This is a genomic window from Pseudomonas sp. HS-18, assembly GCF_020401845.1.
Taxonomy (GTDB): domain Bacteria; phylum Pseudomonadota; class Gammaproteobacteria; order Pseudomonadales; family Pseudomonadaceae; genus Pseudomonas; species Pseudomonas nitroreducens.
Window position 1 is genome coordinate 3,438,090 of the sequence record NZ_CP084413.1, and the last position, 13,075, is coordinate 3,451,164.

Below are 13,075 nucleotides of genomic sequence, written 5' to 3' on the forward strand. Positions count from 1 at the left end.
GTTTCAGAAGCCTGTTGTTTCACGCGAGGAGTAGTGCATGTCCCTCACCCGTCGCCACCTGCTGCAGGGCCTCGCCCTGGGCGGCCTGGCCTGCGCCTGCGGCCTGCCGGTTTTCGCCGGTGAGCGCCTGACGCGGATCGTCGCGCTCAACTGGGTCGCCGCCGAGACGCTGCTGACCCTGGGCGTACCGCCGCTGGCGATTTCCGACGACCGCTATTACCGGGTGCGCATGCCGACCATGGCTCTGCCGGAAAGCGTGCGTGACGTGGGCCCCTACTGGGAACCGAACCTCGAACTGATCCAGCAGTTGCAGCCGCAACTGATCCTCAGCGACCCGATGACGCCGACCTTGCAGCGTCGACTCAACGGCATTGCGCCGACCGAAAAGGTCGCTATCTACCCGGCTGCCGAGGGTGCCTGGAAAGCCACTACCGACTTCATGAACGACCTGGCGCGGCGACTCGGCGTCGAGCAGGTGGCTGCCGACTACATCGCCGCCGGCGAACAGCGCCTGGCCGAGCTGCGCGCAGAACTGGCCAAGCGCAGCCTGCCGCCGGTGTGCGTCGCCGTACTCAACCAGGACGGCCGCCACGCCGCTGTCTACGGCAGGAACAGCATGGTGCAGGACGTGCTCGACCGCCTCGGCGTCGAGAATGCCTGGCAAGGGCCGGTCGGCCCGGTGGGGCTGGCCATGGTCAGCATCGAACGCCTGGCCGAGCGCCCGGATGCGCACCTGGTCTACGTCGACATCCCCACCACCTCGGCACGACTGCAGAGCCTGCGGCAGCCCAACGACCTCTGGGCCAACCTGCCCGCCGTGCGCCAGGGGCACACGCTGACGCTGGAGCGCTTCTATCCCTACGCCGGCGCTGCCTCGGTGCTGGACCTGGCCGAACGCATCGCCGCTTACCTGGACAATGCCACGGAGGTCGCCCATGCCTGAATCGACCCTCGGACTCGCCGCACCATGCCGCGGCCTACCGATTGGCCCGGCGCTCTGTACGCTGCTGCTGGCGCTCCTCGCCGCACTGCTGGTATTCCATGGCCTGCAAGGCGCCCTGCCCCGCGAACTCTGGTGGCAGGCCTTGTGGTCGCCGGACCTGGACGACGTGCGCCAGGTGCTGCTGCACTTCAGCTTCTTCCCGCGCCTGGCGGTGAGCCTGATGGCTGGCGCCGCGCTGGCCCTGGCCGGCACGCTGTTCCAGCAGATCCTCCGTAACCCGCTGGCCGAGCCGGTGACGCTGGGCGTTTCCGCCGGCGCCAACCTGGCACTGTCGGCCGCCACCATATTCGCCCCGACGCTGCTGGTGCATGGCCTGGAGGCCGTCACCCTGACCGGCGCCGCGCTCGCCACCGCCCTGCTGTTCGCCTTTGCCTGGGGCCGCACGCTGTCACCGCTGCGTTTCATCCTCGCCGGCATGGTCATCAGCCTTTATTGCGTGTCGCTCAACGCGCTGCTGGTGCTGTTCAACCACGACTACCTGATCGACCTGCTGCTCTGGCAGGCCGGCTCGCTGAACCAGAGTGGCTGGGACGGCGTGCTGTACCTCGCCCCGCGCCTGGCGGTGGCCATGGCCATCGCCCTGTTGATGGTGCGCCCGCTGGCAGCCCTGGGCCTGGAAGATGAAGGCGCGGCGGCGGTCGGCGTCAACCTGCGCCGTACCCGCGTATTGGGTCTGGCCGTGGCCGTGGCGCTGAGTGCCTTCGTGACCAGTGCCGTGGGTATGCTCGCCTTCGTCGGCCTTGCCGCGCCGGCGATTGCCCGGCTGTGTGGTGCCCGCACGCTGAAGCAACGGCTGATCTGGGCGCCACTGCTGGGCGCTGCGCTCCTCTGCGTGGTGGACCAGATCGCCCGCGAGCTGTCGCGCTTCGCCGGGGAAATTCCCGCCGGCATCCTCACCGGCATTTTCAGCGTTCCGCTGCTGCTGTGGCTGCTCAGCCGCCAGCGCAGCGGCGGGATCATCCCGCGCCCGGCGCCGGCCAGGCCGCAGCGGGAGCATCCGTGGCGGCTGATCATCGGCATGGCCATCCTGCTCGCCTTGCTGACGCTGCCGGCGATCCACTTCGCGGTGGACGCCAACGGCTGGCACTGGGGCGACGCCGGTCTGAGCGACGCCATCGCGCAATGGCGCCTGCCGCGCGTACTCGGCTCGCTCGCCGCCGGCGCCATGCTGGCCGTCGCCGGACTGCTGGTGCAGCGCCTGACCGGTAACCCCATGGCCAGCCCGGAAGTCCTCGGCGCCACGTCCGGCGCGGCCATCGCCGTGCTGGTGCTGTTCCTGGTGATGCCGCAACCGCAGGCCTACATGGTGCCAGCCGCCAGCATCGGCGCGCTGCTGACGCTCGGCCTGCTGCTGTGGTTCGCCTGGCGCAAGACGTTCAACGCCGAGCGGCTGCTGTTGACCGGCGTGTGCCTGACCACCTTGTTGCACTCGTTGAGCACGTTGCTGCTGGCCAGCGGTGACCCGCGCATGACCGCGATGATGAGCTGGATGACCGGCTCGACCTATCAGGTGGATGTGACGTCCGCGAGCACCGGCCTGGTCGTCGGAGCGTTGATGATCGGTATCAGCCTGCTGCTGGCTCGCCCGCTGGACCTGCTGACCCTGGGCAACGGCACCGCGACTGCGCTGGGCTTGCGGTTGCGCGGGAGTCACCTGGCAATCCTGCTGACCGCTGCGGTGTTGACCGCCACCGCTACCATCATCGTCGGCCCACTGAGCTTCGTCGGCCTGATCGGCCCGCACATCGCCCGCCACCTCGGCGTCCGCCGCGCCGCGCCGCAATTACTCCTGAGCGCGCTGGCCGGAGCCGTGATCATGGTGGTGGCGGACTGGCTGGGGCGGAACATCGCCTATCCCTGGCCGGTCTCTGCGGGCCTGCTGGCGGCGTTCATCGGTTGCCCGTACTTCCTCTGGCTGATGCATCGGGAACGGCGGGGCTGAACGCAGCACGCCCAAGGTCATGCAGGACGTGCAACCGCGAACCGTTGTCCGCCCTACGGTCAGGTCCCTTGCAGAGCGCGAGGACGATTGCTGCGGTCTTCGGCTCCGGCACCGACGGCCCGCTGCAGCTGGAAATCGAATTCGATCTCGGCGAAGCGCCCTTCTACTCCGCGCGCTTTGGCGGCGGCTGCGTCCTCGACGAAACGCACCTCGCCGATCAGCCCATCGCGGGTGGCATAGGCGAAGTCGTCCCACAGGTACTGGTCGCCGGCGAGATTGATCTGTGTGGTCAGGTGGCGATGGCCCGGCGCGGAGATGAAGAAGTGGATGTGCGCCGGGCGCTGGCCGTGGCGGCCCAGTTGATTGAGCAGCTCCTGGGTCGGGCCGTCCGGCGGGCAGCCGTAGCCGCTGGGTACGATGCTGCGCGCCTGGTAGCGGCCTTCGGCGTCGGTGACGATGCGCCGGCGCAGGTTGTACTCGGACTGGGTACTGTCGAAGTACGAGTAGGTGCCGTTGGTGTTGGCGTGCCAGAGGTCGACCACGGCGCCAGCCAGCGGCTTGCCGTCGAGGTCGAACACGCGGCCGGAGAGGAACATCACGGTGCCGGCGTCTTTTCCGTCATCCATCCGCGCCTCGCCTTCGGACAGAGGCGCACCCGCTACGTACAACGGGCCTTCGATGGTGCGCGGGGTGCCGCCTTCGATGCCGACCGCCGCGTCCTGGGCGTCCAGCAGCAGGTCGAGGTAGTGCTCGATGCCCAGGCCGGCGACGACCAGGCCGGCCTCCTGGCGCGCGCCGAGGCGGTTGAGGTAGTCCACGGCTTTCCAGAACTCGTCGGGGGTGACGTTCATGTCTTCGATGAGCTTCGCGGTGTCCTGCAGGATGCGCAGGACGAGGTTCTTCACCCGCGGGTTGCCGGCCTCGTTCAGGGCGCCGCTGGTCTCTTCGAAGAAGGTCCGGATGTCGGCAGTCTGGGAAATTTTCAGGGTCACGTTGATCACCTCGTTCTTGTTGTTTTCGGGGTCAGCAGGGAGTCAGCTGGCGCAGCGCACGGCCTCGCGGTCGACGCGGTGGAAGACGCGATTGAAGTACACCAGGCTGTCCTGGCGCTCGCGCACGGCGACCTTTTCCAGCTCGACGAACATCACGGTGTGCGAGCCGACTTCCTTGCAGTCGCTGATGCGACCCTCGAGGCTGACCAGCGCCTGGCGCAGCACCGGCAGGCCGGCGTAGCCGTCGTCCCAGAGGTCCCAGGCGAAGCGCTCTTCCATCGACACCTTGGTCATCCCGGCGAAGTGCTTGGCCAGTTCCTCCTGCTCGCCACAGAGCACGTTGACGCACAGGTGGCCGTTGCTGCGGAATACATCGTGAGTGGCGCTGCCGCGGTTGACGCAGACCAGCACCGTGGGCGGCGAGTCGGTGACCGAGCAGACCGCGCTGGCGGTGATGCCGCAGCGGCCTTCCGGGCCGTTGGTGGTGATGATGTTCACCGCCGCCGGCAATTGCGCCATGGCGTTGCGGAAATCGATCTGGGTCTGGCTGAGGGTGTTGGCCATGTCTTCGCCCCTTGTGCTGGAGTGGCCGGCACGCCCGGCCTTTCTTGTATGGGGCCAGCGTAGGGCAGCGCCAGGGCGCGAAACATTCAGACGATTACCACCCCAGAGGGTGGTGGCCGCTAGTCATCTAGGTGGTTTCTTTATCGTCAGCCTCGGCGACTATGGGTATGCTCCGGGACATGCCATTGCGGCGACCGGGCCAAAGCCCGGCGTACGCGGCCTACGTGCAGCTCTACAACGATAAAAAAAGAAAGTGGCAACGCCTGATGGATGCTAGAAAACCCGTGGTCTACATCGTCGACGACGACAAGGACCTGCGCACCTCCCTCGCCTGGCTGCTCGAATCGGTCAGCATCGAATCGCTGTGCTACGGCGGCGCCGAGGAGTTCCTGCGCGAATACGACCCCAAGCTCCCCGCCTGCCTGGTGCTCGACGTGCGCATGCCCGAGACCAGTGGGTTCCAGTTGCAGGAAATGCTCAACGACAAGGGCATCGCCCTGCCGACCATCTTCGTCACCGCCCACGGCGACATCCCCATGTCGGTGAAGGCGATGAAGAACGGCGCGCTGGATTTCGTCGAGAAGCCCTACAACCCGCAGCAGATGCTCGATCGCATCCAGGCCGCACTGAAAAGCGCGGTACAGGTACACGCCGGGCAGGAGCAGAAGCAGGTCCTGCAGCACAAGCTCGACCTGCTGACCGGGCGGGAACGGGAAATCCTGATGATGGTGGTGGACGGCAAGGCCAGCAAGGTCATCGCCCGCGAGCTGAACATCAGCGTCAAGACCGTCGACGTGCACCGCACCAAGATCAAGGAAAAGATGGGCGTGAACAGCATCGCCATGCTGGTACGCGAAGTGCTCAACGTGCCGCTGGAAGAATCGCGCCCCTGACCGGGGCGCTCTCCCTTAATTCGTTTCGACGCGCTCGCCGCACAGGTCGAGGGCGAACAGGCGCTCCGTCTCGGCCGGCGCCAAGCCGCTGCCGATCAGGCTGAACAACTTGCCCAGCGCCGCTTCGCGGGTCATGCCTCCGCCGGAAACCAGCCCCGCATCGCGCAGGCGACTGCCCGCGGCATAGACGTCGAACGCCACGTGCCCCTGCGGGCATTGGCTGATCGCAGCCAACACCACGCCGCGAGTATGAGCCTCGCGCAATACCGCCAGCAGCTCCTCGTTATCCGACGGACCGGTGCCGCTCCCGTAGCACTCCAGCAGCAACGCCTGTACCCCACTGCCGAGCAGCGCACGCAGGTGCTCGGCACGCAGGCCGGGGAACAGCGGCAGCACGGCGAGGTTCACCGGTTGGCGCGGCTGGCGGTAGCTCAGTTCGGCAGGAAGCGATTCCGCGCGTTCACCTTTGCGCTCACGCGGCAACACGGCAAAGGCATCGAACGCCTCGCTGCGCAGCTTGGTGACGCGGGCGCCGTGCATCATCTCGCCATTGAAAAACAACCAGACACCCGGCTCGACACCGGCATCCAGTGCATTCAGCGCGCCCAGCAGGTTCGCCGGCGCATCGCTGCCCGGCGCGCCCATCGGCTGCATGGAGCCGGTGAACACCACGGGCACGTCCAGCCCCAGGAGCAGGAAGGACAGCGCCGCAGCGCTGTAAGCCAGGGTGTCGGTGCCGTGCAGGACCAGCACGCCGTCATGGTCGCACTCCTCCACCGCACCGACGATGGCGTCGCGCATGGCCAGCCAGTTGGCCTGGGTCATGTTGGCACTGTCGAGCAGCGGTTGCAGTTCGCTGAAGGACCAGTCGAGGTGAATCTCGCCGTGGCCTTGCAGTTGTTCGCGCATGCGCGCTTCGAAACCGCCAGCCGGCGCCAGGCCTTCGGCAGTCTGCAGCATGCCGATGGTGCCGCCGGTATAGAGGACGAAGAGGTTCTTCACGCGACGCATGCCAGTGCTCTTGTAGGAAAGTTCACAGGATAAACCGCAAGGCCGGGAGAAGTCCCGGCCTTGCGTATCAGACCAAAGTCAGCGGATCAGCCCTGGGCGGGCAGGCTGCCGTGGGCCGGAGCGGTCGAATTGATCTTGTGCGCGTCGCGCCAGGCGTCATGGTCGATGTCCAGGTCGGCGAACTTGCTGGCGTCGAACACCGGGCGCTCGATACCGGAGCGGCGCTGCTCGTCGTAGTCGCGCATCACGCGCAGGCCGGTCTTGATCAGCATCGCCAGGGCCACCAGGTTGACGAAGGCCAGGCAGGTCATGGTGATGTCGGCGAAGGCGAACACGGTGCCCAGGTTCTGCATCGAGCCCCAGAGGATCAGACCCAGCACCAGTACGCGGAAGGCGATCAGCGCGGTGCGGCTGCGGCCGACGATGAACTGCAGGGCGTTCTCGCCGAGGTAGTAGTTGTAGGTGATGCAGGTGAACACGAACAACGACAGCGCGACGCTGACGAAGATCCGGCCCCAGTCACCGACCACGGCGGCCAGCGAGTTCTGGGTCAGGGTGATGCCGTCGCCTTCGAAGCCCGGGGTGTAGAAGCCCGAGAGCAGGATCAGCAGCGCGGTGCAGGTGCAGATGACGAAGGTGTCGAGGAACACGCTGAACGCCTGGACCACGCCCTGGGACGCCGGATGGCGCACGGCGGCGACTGCGGCCACGTTCGGCGCACTGCCCAGGCCCGCTTCGTTGGCGAACACGCCACGCTTCACGCCCATCACGATGGCGCTGCCCAGCAGGCCGGCGAAGGCCGGTTCCAGGCCGAAGGCGCTCTTCACGATGGTGGTCAGCATGCCCGGCACCAGCTCGATCTGGGTGACGATCACGTACAGGGTCACGGCGATGTAGGCCAGGGTCTTGACCGGCACCAGCAGGTCGGAGACCGCGGCGATGCGCTGGATGCCACCGAAGAACACGATGGCCAGCAGCACGGCCAGGGCGATGCCCGAGTACAGGACCGGGATGTCGAAGGCATTCTGCAGCGAATGGGTCACGGTGAAGGCTTGCAGGCCGTTGAAGGCGAAACCGTAGGTCACCAGCAGCAGGACCGCGAAGGTCATGGCCATCCAGCGCAGCTTCAAGCCGTGCTGGATGTAGTAGGCCGGGCCGCCGCGGTACAGGCCGTTGCCGTCGCTACGCTTGTAGACCTGGGCCAGGGTGCACTCGAAGAAGCTGCTGGACATGCCCACCAGCGCGGTGACCCACATCCAGAACACAGCGCCGGGGCCACCGAGGGTCACGGCGATGCCGACACCCGCGATATTGCCGGCACCCACGCGGCCGGCGAGGCTCAGCATCAGTGCCTGGAACGAGCTCAGCTGGCCGGATTGGCCACGGATCGACTCCTTGAACACGCCGAACATGTGGCCGAAGTGGCGGAACTGGACGAAACGGGAGCGGATGGTGAAGTACGCGCCGAGTCCTACGATGAGGACGATGAGGACTTTCCCGGAGAGGAAATCGTTGATCGCGTCGAGCATGTGCTGGGGCCTCGATTGTTATTGTGGGAGCACGGACCTGGGGCTGGTCCGCTCACTGGGGGCGCATGGTTGCGCCCGAAGCCTTCCGAAACAATTTCGCGGCTTGCTACGAATTGATGCTACCTGACGCTATAATTGCGCCAGTCGCATCACCTGGACCTGGCACGAATGTCCGAAAACCTCGGCCCCAATCTCAAGCTGCTCTGCGCGCACTACCGCTCTATCTCGGAGGTTTGCCGCAAGCTTTCGATCAACCGCGCACAGTTCAACAAGTATCTCGGCGGGCAGAGCCAGCCCACCGCGTACAACCTCAAGCGGATTGGCGACTTCTTCGGCGTCGAAGACTACGAGCTGCAATTGCCGCCCGAGCAATTCGCCCGGCTGATTGGTGCGCGCGGCACCTCGCAGGCCAACGTGCAACGCGACGATCCATTGCTGGAAATGCTCCGCCCGCTGCGCGACCACGCGGGCAACCTGTCGCGTTACTGCGGCTACTACTTCGAGTATTCCAACTGCATGTCGGTCCCCGGCTCGATCCTGCTCTCGCTGGTCCACCTGTACGAAGAGGACGGCAATTTCCTCTTCGAGCGCCAGGAGCGCCAGGAGCGTTCCAGCAGCACCGACGTGCAGGCCGAGGACTGGGTGCGTTGCCGCTACCTGGGCGCAGCGTTCCAGTTGCAGGACCGGGTGTTCCTGATGGACTACGAGTCGCTCACGGTCAACGAGATGAGCCAGACCATCCTCATCCCCAGCTTCAAGAGCCGCATCACGCGCCTGAACGGCCTGAAGACCGGCGTCTCCAGCGGCGACCGGCGCACCCCGGCCTGCACTCGCGTGGTCTGGGAGTACCTGGGGCCGGAGATCAACCGCATCAGCGCCTATCGCCAGGTGAAGCTGTACCAGCCGGACGACCCGCGCATCGACGATGACGTGCGCCAGCGCCTGCAGGTCGGGCCGATCCGCCATGGGTTGTTCGAGATCGAGTAAGCCTGCTCGGCGCTATTGCTTTCTGTAGGAGCGAGCTTGCTCGCGAACGGATTCACCGGTTGCTCCGACGCTGGGCTGTTCGCGAGCAAGCTCGCTCCAACAGCAACGGTGTCGCCCTACCCCTTGCGACTCTGCAGCCAGGCCGCCGCCAGCCCGCTGCCGCAGATCACCGCGATCCCCAGCAGCGCCGACGGCTCCGGCGTATGGCCGAAGATCACGAACCCCAGCAGCCCGGCGAAGACGATCTGGCAATAGCTGAACGGTGCCAGCAGAGCCGGCGCGGCATGCTTGAAAGCCTGGGTCAGGAACAGGTGCGCGGTCATCCCGCAGGTGCCCAGGGCCAGCATCATCAGCCCATGGACCAGTCCCGGCCATTGCCAGAAGAACGGCACCAGCGCGCTGACGATCAGGGTGTTGCACAACCCGGCGAAGAAGTTGCTGGTGGTCGGACTGTCCACCTGGCTGAGCTTGCGGGTCAGCAACTGGTAGAAGCTGAAACACAGCGCCGAACCGAAGGGCAGCAGGACTGCCGGGGTAAACAGGTCACCGCCGGGGTGGACGATGACCAGCACGCCGGCGAATCCCACCAGCACTGCGGCCCACTGGCCGAAACTGACCCGCTCGCCCAGCAGCGGTACCGACAATGCCGTCACCAGCAGCGGCGCGAGGAAGTTCACCGAGGTCGCCTCGGCCAGCGGTATGTACTGCAGCCCCGTGGTGAACAGGAAGCTGGTACCCAGCAGGCACAGCGCCCGTAGCGTCTGCAGGAACGGATGGCGGGTGCGCAGCACGGCGAGGCCGGCGCGCGGCAGGAAGATGCCCGCCATCAGCAGCGTGTGCACCACATAGCGCGCCCACACCACCATGACGATGGGATAGATGCTCGCCAGGTACTTGGACAGCGCGTCGTGGCTGGAGAACAGGAAGGTCGCCAGGACGATGAGCAGGATGCCCTTGAAGGGCTGGTGGACGCCGGACAACGGCGATTGGCTGGTACTCATCGACTCACGGATTCACTAGGCAGATGCGGCCGGCACGGGGGCCAACATGGAGAGCAGGACAGCCTAGCAGGAGGCTCTGCAGAAAGAATCCGCCGCGCCGCTACCCGAGCACCTCGCGGGTCCGCTGAAAGGCCGGGCGATACGAGTCCTGCTCGGCGTTGTGCCAGGCATCCTACGCGCAATGCCGGCGGAAGAATGTTCCATTTGGTTAATTCATGTTCGAACAGCGAACGCTTACGCCTCTGGCGAATTGCGGCCCGCCGCTGCGGAACACCACTATGGACCCAGCCGCCGCCTCGATGCGGCGCCAACAACTATAAGAAAGGTCCGTTCACATGCTCATGCTCACCCTGGCACGCCTGCGCGCGTGCATCGCTCGTACCGCCCCTCCGCACATTCCTGTCGCGCCTGGCTGATCCGCGTCCTGACCGCCTTAGTCCTCCATCCGCCGCCCTCCGAAAGGGCCGCGCGGAGGTCCCCGCTCGCCTCAACAATGACAAGAATGCCGAGGGAATACCCCATGCTCCGCCACCTGCCGCATCTCACCATCAGCGTCTGCCTGTTACCTACCCTGCCCGTCCTGGCCAGTGCCGACGAAGGCGGCTTTCTCGATGACGCCAAGGCCAGCCTGCTGCTGCGCAACTTCTACATGAACCGCAATTACGTCGGCGAAGCCCGCCAGGACAAGGCGGAGGAATGGACCCAGAGCTTCATTCTCGACGCCCGCTCCGGCTACACCCAGGGCACCGTCGGGCTCGGCCTGGACGTACTCGGGCTGTACAGCCTGAAGCTCGATGGCGGCAAGGGCACGGCCGGCACCCAGTTGCTACCGACCCACGACGACGGTCGCCCAGCCGACGATTTCGGCCGCCTGGCGGTGGCCGGCAAGGCCAAGGTGTCGAACACCGAATTCAAGGCCGGTGAATGGATGGTGGTGTTGCCGATCCTGCGCTCGGACGACGGCCGCTCGCTGCCGCAGACCTTCCAGGGCGCCCAGGTCACCTCGAAGGAAATCGACGGCCTGACGCTCTACGGCGGCCAGTTCCGCCAGAACAGCCCGCGCAACGACGCCAGCATGCAAGACATGTCACTGTTCAACCGCCCCGCCTACACCTCGGACCGCTTCAACTTCGCCGGTGGCGAATACCGCTTCAACGGCGACCGCACGCTGGTCGGCCTGTGGAACGCGCAGCTGAAGGACATCTACCAGCAGCAATACCTGCAGCTGCAGCACAGCCAGCCGCTGGGCAATTGGGTACTCGGTGCGAATATCGGCTACTTCTGGGGCCAGGAGGATGGCAGTGCCAAGGCCGGCGACCTCGACAACCGGACATTTTCAGGGATGTTTTCGGCCAAGTACGGTGCAAGCACCTTCTACCTCGGCCTGCAGAAGGTCATGGGCGATGACGAATGGTTCCGCGTCAATGGCACCAGTGGTGGCACCCTCGCCAACGACAGCTACAACGCCAGCTACGAGAGCGCGAAGGAGCGCTCCTGGCAACTGCGTCATGACTACGACTTCGCCGCCTTCGGCATTCCCGGCCTGACCCTGATGAACCGCTACATCCACGGCGACAACGTGCACAACGCCAGCACCACCGACGGCAGCGAATGGGGCCGCGAGAGTGAACTGGCGTACACAGTGCAGAGCGGCACATTCAGGACGCTGAACGTGAAGTGGCGCAACTCGACCATGCGCCGGGACTGGGGCAGCACCAACAGCTTCGACGAGAATCGGCTGATCATCAGCTATCCGCTGTCATTACTCTGATGCGCTTTGGGCGCCGAACTCACCGACGCGCGAAGGAACGCGCTGATTCCGCTCCCATGAAAAAGCCCCGGCGTGCCGGGGCTTTTCCTTCGTTCAACTGGCGGTTTACTGCCCGGCCGGCTTCTCGGCGTCTTCCGCCTCGATCTCTTCCAGTGCCAGTTCCAGCCCCCAACTCGAAGCCTCGACAGGCTGGGTGGCCGGCGGCGGTGCAACCGGCGCCGGGGCAGCTGGCTTGGCAGCCGCAGGTGTGGCAGTGCTGCCGACGCTGCCCGGGTTGTCCTTGTACAGCTTGAGCTTCAGCCGCAGGTTGTTCGCCGAGTCGGCGTTCTTCACCGCCTCTTCCTCGGTGATCGCCCCTTCCACCGCCAGGTCGAACAGCGCCTGGTCGAAGGTCTGCATGCCCAGGGCACGGGACTTGTCCATGATCTCCTTGATCGAACTGAAGTCGCCACGCTTGATGATGTCGCTGATGGTCGCCGTGCCCAGCAGCACTTCCACTGCTGCACGGCGCTTGCCGTCCTGGGTGCGTACCAGGCGCTGGGAAACGAAGGCCTTGAGGTTGTTGCCCAGGTCGTTGAGCAGCTGCGGCCGGCGCTCCTCGGGGAAGAAGTTGATGATGCGGTCCAGCGCCTGGTTGGCGTTGTTCGCGTGCAGCGTGGAGATCGCCAGGTGGCCGGTGTCGGCGAAGGCCAGGGCGTGCTCCATGGTCTCGCGGTCACGGATCTCGCCGATCAGAATCACGTCCGGCGCCTGGCGCAGGGTGTTTTTCAGTGCGGCATGGAAGCTGCGGGTGTCCACGCCCACTTCGCGCTGGTTGATGATCGACTTGCGGTGCCGGTGCACGTATTCGATGGGGTCTTCGATGGTGATGATGTGGCCGCCGCTGTTGCGGTTGCGGTGGTCGATCAGCGCCGCCAGGGAAGTGGACTTGCCCGAGCCGGTGCCGCCGACGAAGAGCACCAGGCCGCGCTTCTCCATGACCACCTTGAGCAGCACGTCGGGCAGCTTCAAGTCGTCGAACAGCGGAATGTCCAGCTTGATGTTGCGCGCCACGATGGACACTTCATTGCGCTGTTTGAACAGGTTGATCCGGAAACGCCCTACACCGGGAACTGAAATCGCCAGGTTCATCTCCAGCTCGCGGTCGAACTCCGCACGCTGCTCCTCGTCCATCAGCCCATAGCCGATGCGGGCGACATCGCCTGCCTTCATCGGCTCGTTGGACAGGGGTTTGAGCACCCCGTTGAACTTGGCGCAGGGCGGCGCGCCGGTGGAGAGGTAAAGATCCGAACCATCCTGGGTGGCCAGGATCTTGAGCATCGCTTGGATATCCATTGAACTGCATCCGTACGCAAGGTGGCGGCGGACGCCGTCTGTAAGCG

General features: G+C 65.6%; 11 protein-coding genes. 5 read left to right on the forward strand and 6 right to left on the reverse strand.

Annotated features, from left to right (window positions below; genetic code table 11):
- Positions 1 to 37: 37 nt before the first annotated feature.
- Complete coding sequence (locus LDJ84_RS15920; protein ID WP_193452611.1) at positions 38 to 943, forward strand: ABC transporter substrate-binding protein; 906 nt, start codon at positions 38 to 40, stop codon at positions 941 to 943.
- Positions 936 to 2,945, forward strand: a complete 2,010-nt coding sequence (gene fhuB / locus LDJ84_RS15925) for a Fe(3+)-hydroxamate ABC transporter permease FhuB (protein WP_226044984.1) — start codon at positions 936 to 938, stop codon at positions 2,943 to 2,945. Before LDJ84_RS15920 ends, fhuB begins: the two co-directional genes overlap by 8 nt.
- A gap of 59 nt (positions 2,946 to 3,004) precedes the next feature.
- Here fhuB and catA read toward each other — a convergent pair whose 3' ends face one another.
- Positions 3,005 to 3,937 (reverse strand): catechol 1,2-dioxygenase, encoded by a 933-nt coding sequence (gene catA / locus LDJ84_RS15930; protein ID WP_226044985.1) that lies wholly within the window; start codon positions 3,935 to 3,937, stop codon positions 3,005 to 3,007.
- 42 nt (positions 3,938 to 3,979) lie between these two features.
- On the reverse strand, positions 3,980 to 4,501 hold the full coding sequence (gene hpaC / locus LDJ84_RS15935; protein WP_024767261.1) for a 4-hydroxyphenylacetate 3-monooxygenase, reductase component: 522 nt from the start codon (positions 4,499 to 4,501) through the stop codon (positions 3,980 to 3,982).
- A 266-nt stretch (positions 4,502 to 4,767) separates the two neighbouring features.
- Here hpaC and LDJ84_RS15940 point away from each other — a divergent pair, with 266 nt between their 5' ends.
- Positions 4,768 to 5,394, forward strand: a complete 627-nt coding sequence (locus LDJ84_RS15940; protein ID WP_226044986.1) for a response regulator transcription factor — start codon at positions 4,768 to 4,770, stop codon at positions 5,392 to 5,394.
- Positions 5,395 to 5,409: 15 nt separating this feature from the next.
- Here LDJ84_RS15940 and LDJ84_RS15945 read toward each other — a convergent pair whose 3' ends face one another.
- Both LDJ84_RS15945 and LDJ84_RS15950 read right to left on the reverse strand, forming a co-directional pair.
- On the reverse strand, positions 5,410 to 6,405 hold the full coding sequence (locus LDJ84_RS15945) for an asparaginase (protein WP_226044987.1): 996 nt from the start codon (positions 6,403 to 6,405) through the stop codon (positions 5,410 to 5,412).
- A gap of 86 nt (positions 6,406 to 6,491) precedes the next feature.
- Positions 6,492 to 7,934 (reverse strand): alanine/glycine:cation symporter family protein, encoded by a 1,443-nt coding sequence (locus tag LDJ84_RS15950; protein WP_024767264.1) that lies wholly within the window; start codon positions 7,932 to 7,934, stop codon positions 6,492 to 6,494.
- A gap of 168 nt (positions 7,935 to 8,102) precedes the next feature.
- Between LDJ84_RS15950 and LDJ84_RS15955 the strand changes: the two genes are divergently transcribed.
- On the forward strand, positions 8,103 to 8,921 hold the full coding sequence (locus tag LDJ84_RS15955; protein WP_024767265.1) for a helix-turn-helix domain-containing protein: 819 nt from the start codon (positions 8,103 to 8,105) through the stop codon (positions 8,919 to 8,921).
- Between the two features lie 116 nt (positions 8,922 to 9,037).
- Here the strand turns inward: LDJ84_RS15955 and LDJ84_RS15960 are convergent, their stop codons facing one another.
- Entirely contained in the window at positions 9,038 to 9,922 is an 885-nt protein-coding gene (locus LDJ84_RS15960; RefSeq protein ID WP_024767266.1) for a DMT family transporter, read from the reverse strand.
- 520 nt (positions 9,923 to 10,442) lie between these two features.
- Here LDJ84_RS15960 and LDJ84_RS15965 point away from each other — a divergent pair.
- Positions 10,443 to 11,693, forward strand: coding sequence for an OprD family porin (locus LDJ84_RS15965; protein WP_226044988.1), 1,251 nt, complete (start codon positions 10,443 to 10,445; stop codon positions 11,691 to 11,693).
- Between the two features lie 105 nt (positions 11,694 to 11,798).
- Here the strand turns inward: LDJ84_RS15965 and LDJ84_RS15970 are convergent, their stop codons facing one another.
- Positions 11,799 to 13,028, reverse strand: coding sequence for a PilT/PilU family type 4a pilus ATPase (locus tag LDJ84_RS15970; protein ID WP_024767267.1), 1,230 nt, complete (start codon positions 13,026 to 13,028; stop codon positions 11,799 to 11,801).
- Positions 13,029 to 13,075: the final 47 nt, after the last annotated feature.

Excerpts from the sequence above, each read along its gene's own strand:
- hpaC (WP_024767261.1), bottom strand. The coding sequence starts at position 4,501 with ATGGCCAACACCCTCAGCCAGACCCAGATCGATTTCCGCAACGCCATG.
- LDJ84_RS15920 (WP_193452611.1), top strand. The coding sequence starts at position 38 with ATGTCCCTCACCCGTCGCCACCTGCTGCAGGGCCTCGCCCTGGGCGGC.
- LDJ84_RS15970 (WP_024767267.1), bottom strand. The coding sequence starts at position 13,028 with ATGGATATCCAAGCGATGCTCAAGATCCTGGCCACCCAGGATGGTTCG.
- fhuB (WP_226044984.1), top strand. The coding sequence starts at position 936 with ATGCCTGAATCGACCCTCGGACTCGCCGCACCATGCCGCGGCCTACCG.
- LDJ84_RS15940 (WP_226044986.1), top strand. The coding sequence starts at position 4,768 with ATGGATGCTAGAAAACCCGTGGTCTACATCGTCGACGACGACAAGGAC.
- LDJ84_RS15950 (WP_024767264.1), bottom strand. The coding sequence starts at position 7,934 with ATGCTCGACGCGATCAACGATTTCCTCTCCGGGAAAGTCCTCATCGTC.
- LDJ84_RS15960 (WP_024767266.1), bottom strand. The coding sequence starts at position 9,922 with ATGAGTACCAGCCAATCGCCGTTGTCCGGCGTCCACCAGCCCTTCAAG.
- LDJ84_RS15945 (WP_226044987.1), bottom strand. The coding sequence starts at position 6,405 with ATGCGTCGCGTGAAGAACCTCTTCGTCCTCTATACCGGCGGCACCATC.
- LDJ84_RS15955 (WP_024767265.1), top strand. The coding sequence starts at position 8,103 with ATGTCCGAAAACCTCGGCCCCAATCTCAAGCTGCTCTGCGCGCACTAC.
- LDJ84_RS15965 (WP_226044988.1), top strand. The coding sequence starts at position 10,443 with ATGCTCCGCCACCTGCCGCATCTCACCATCAGCGTCTGCCTGTTACCT.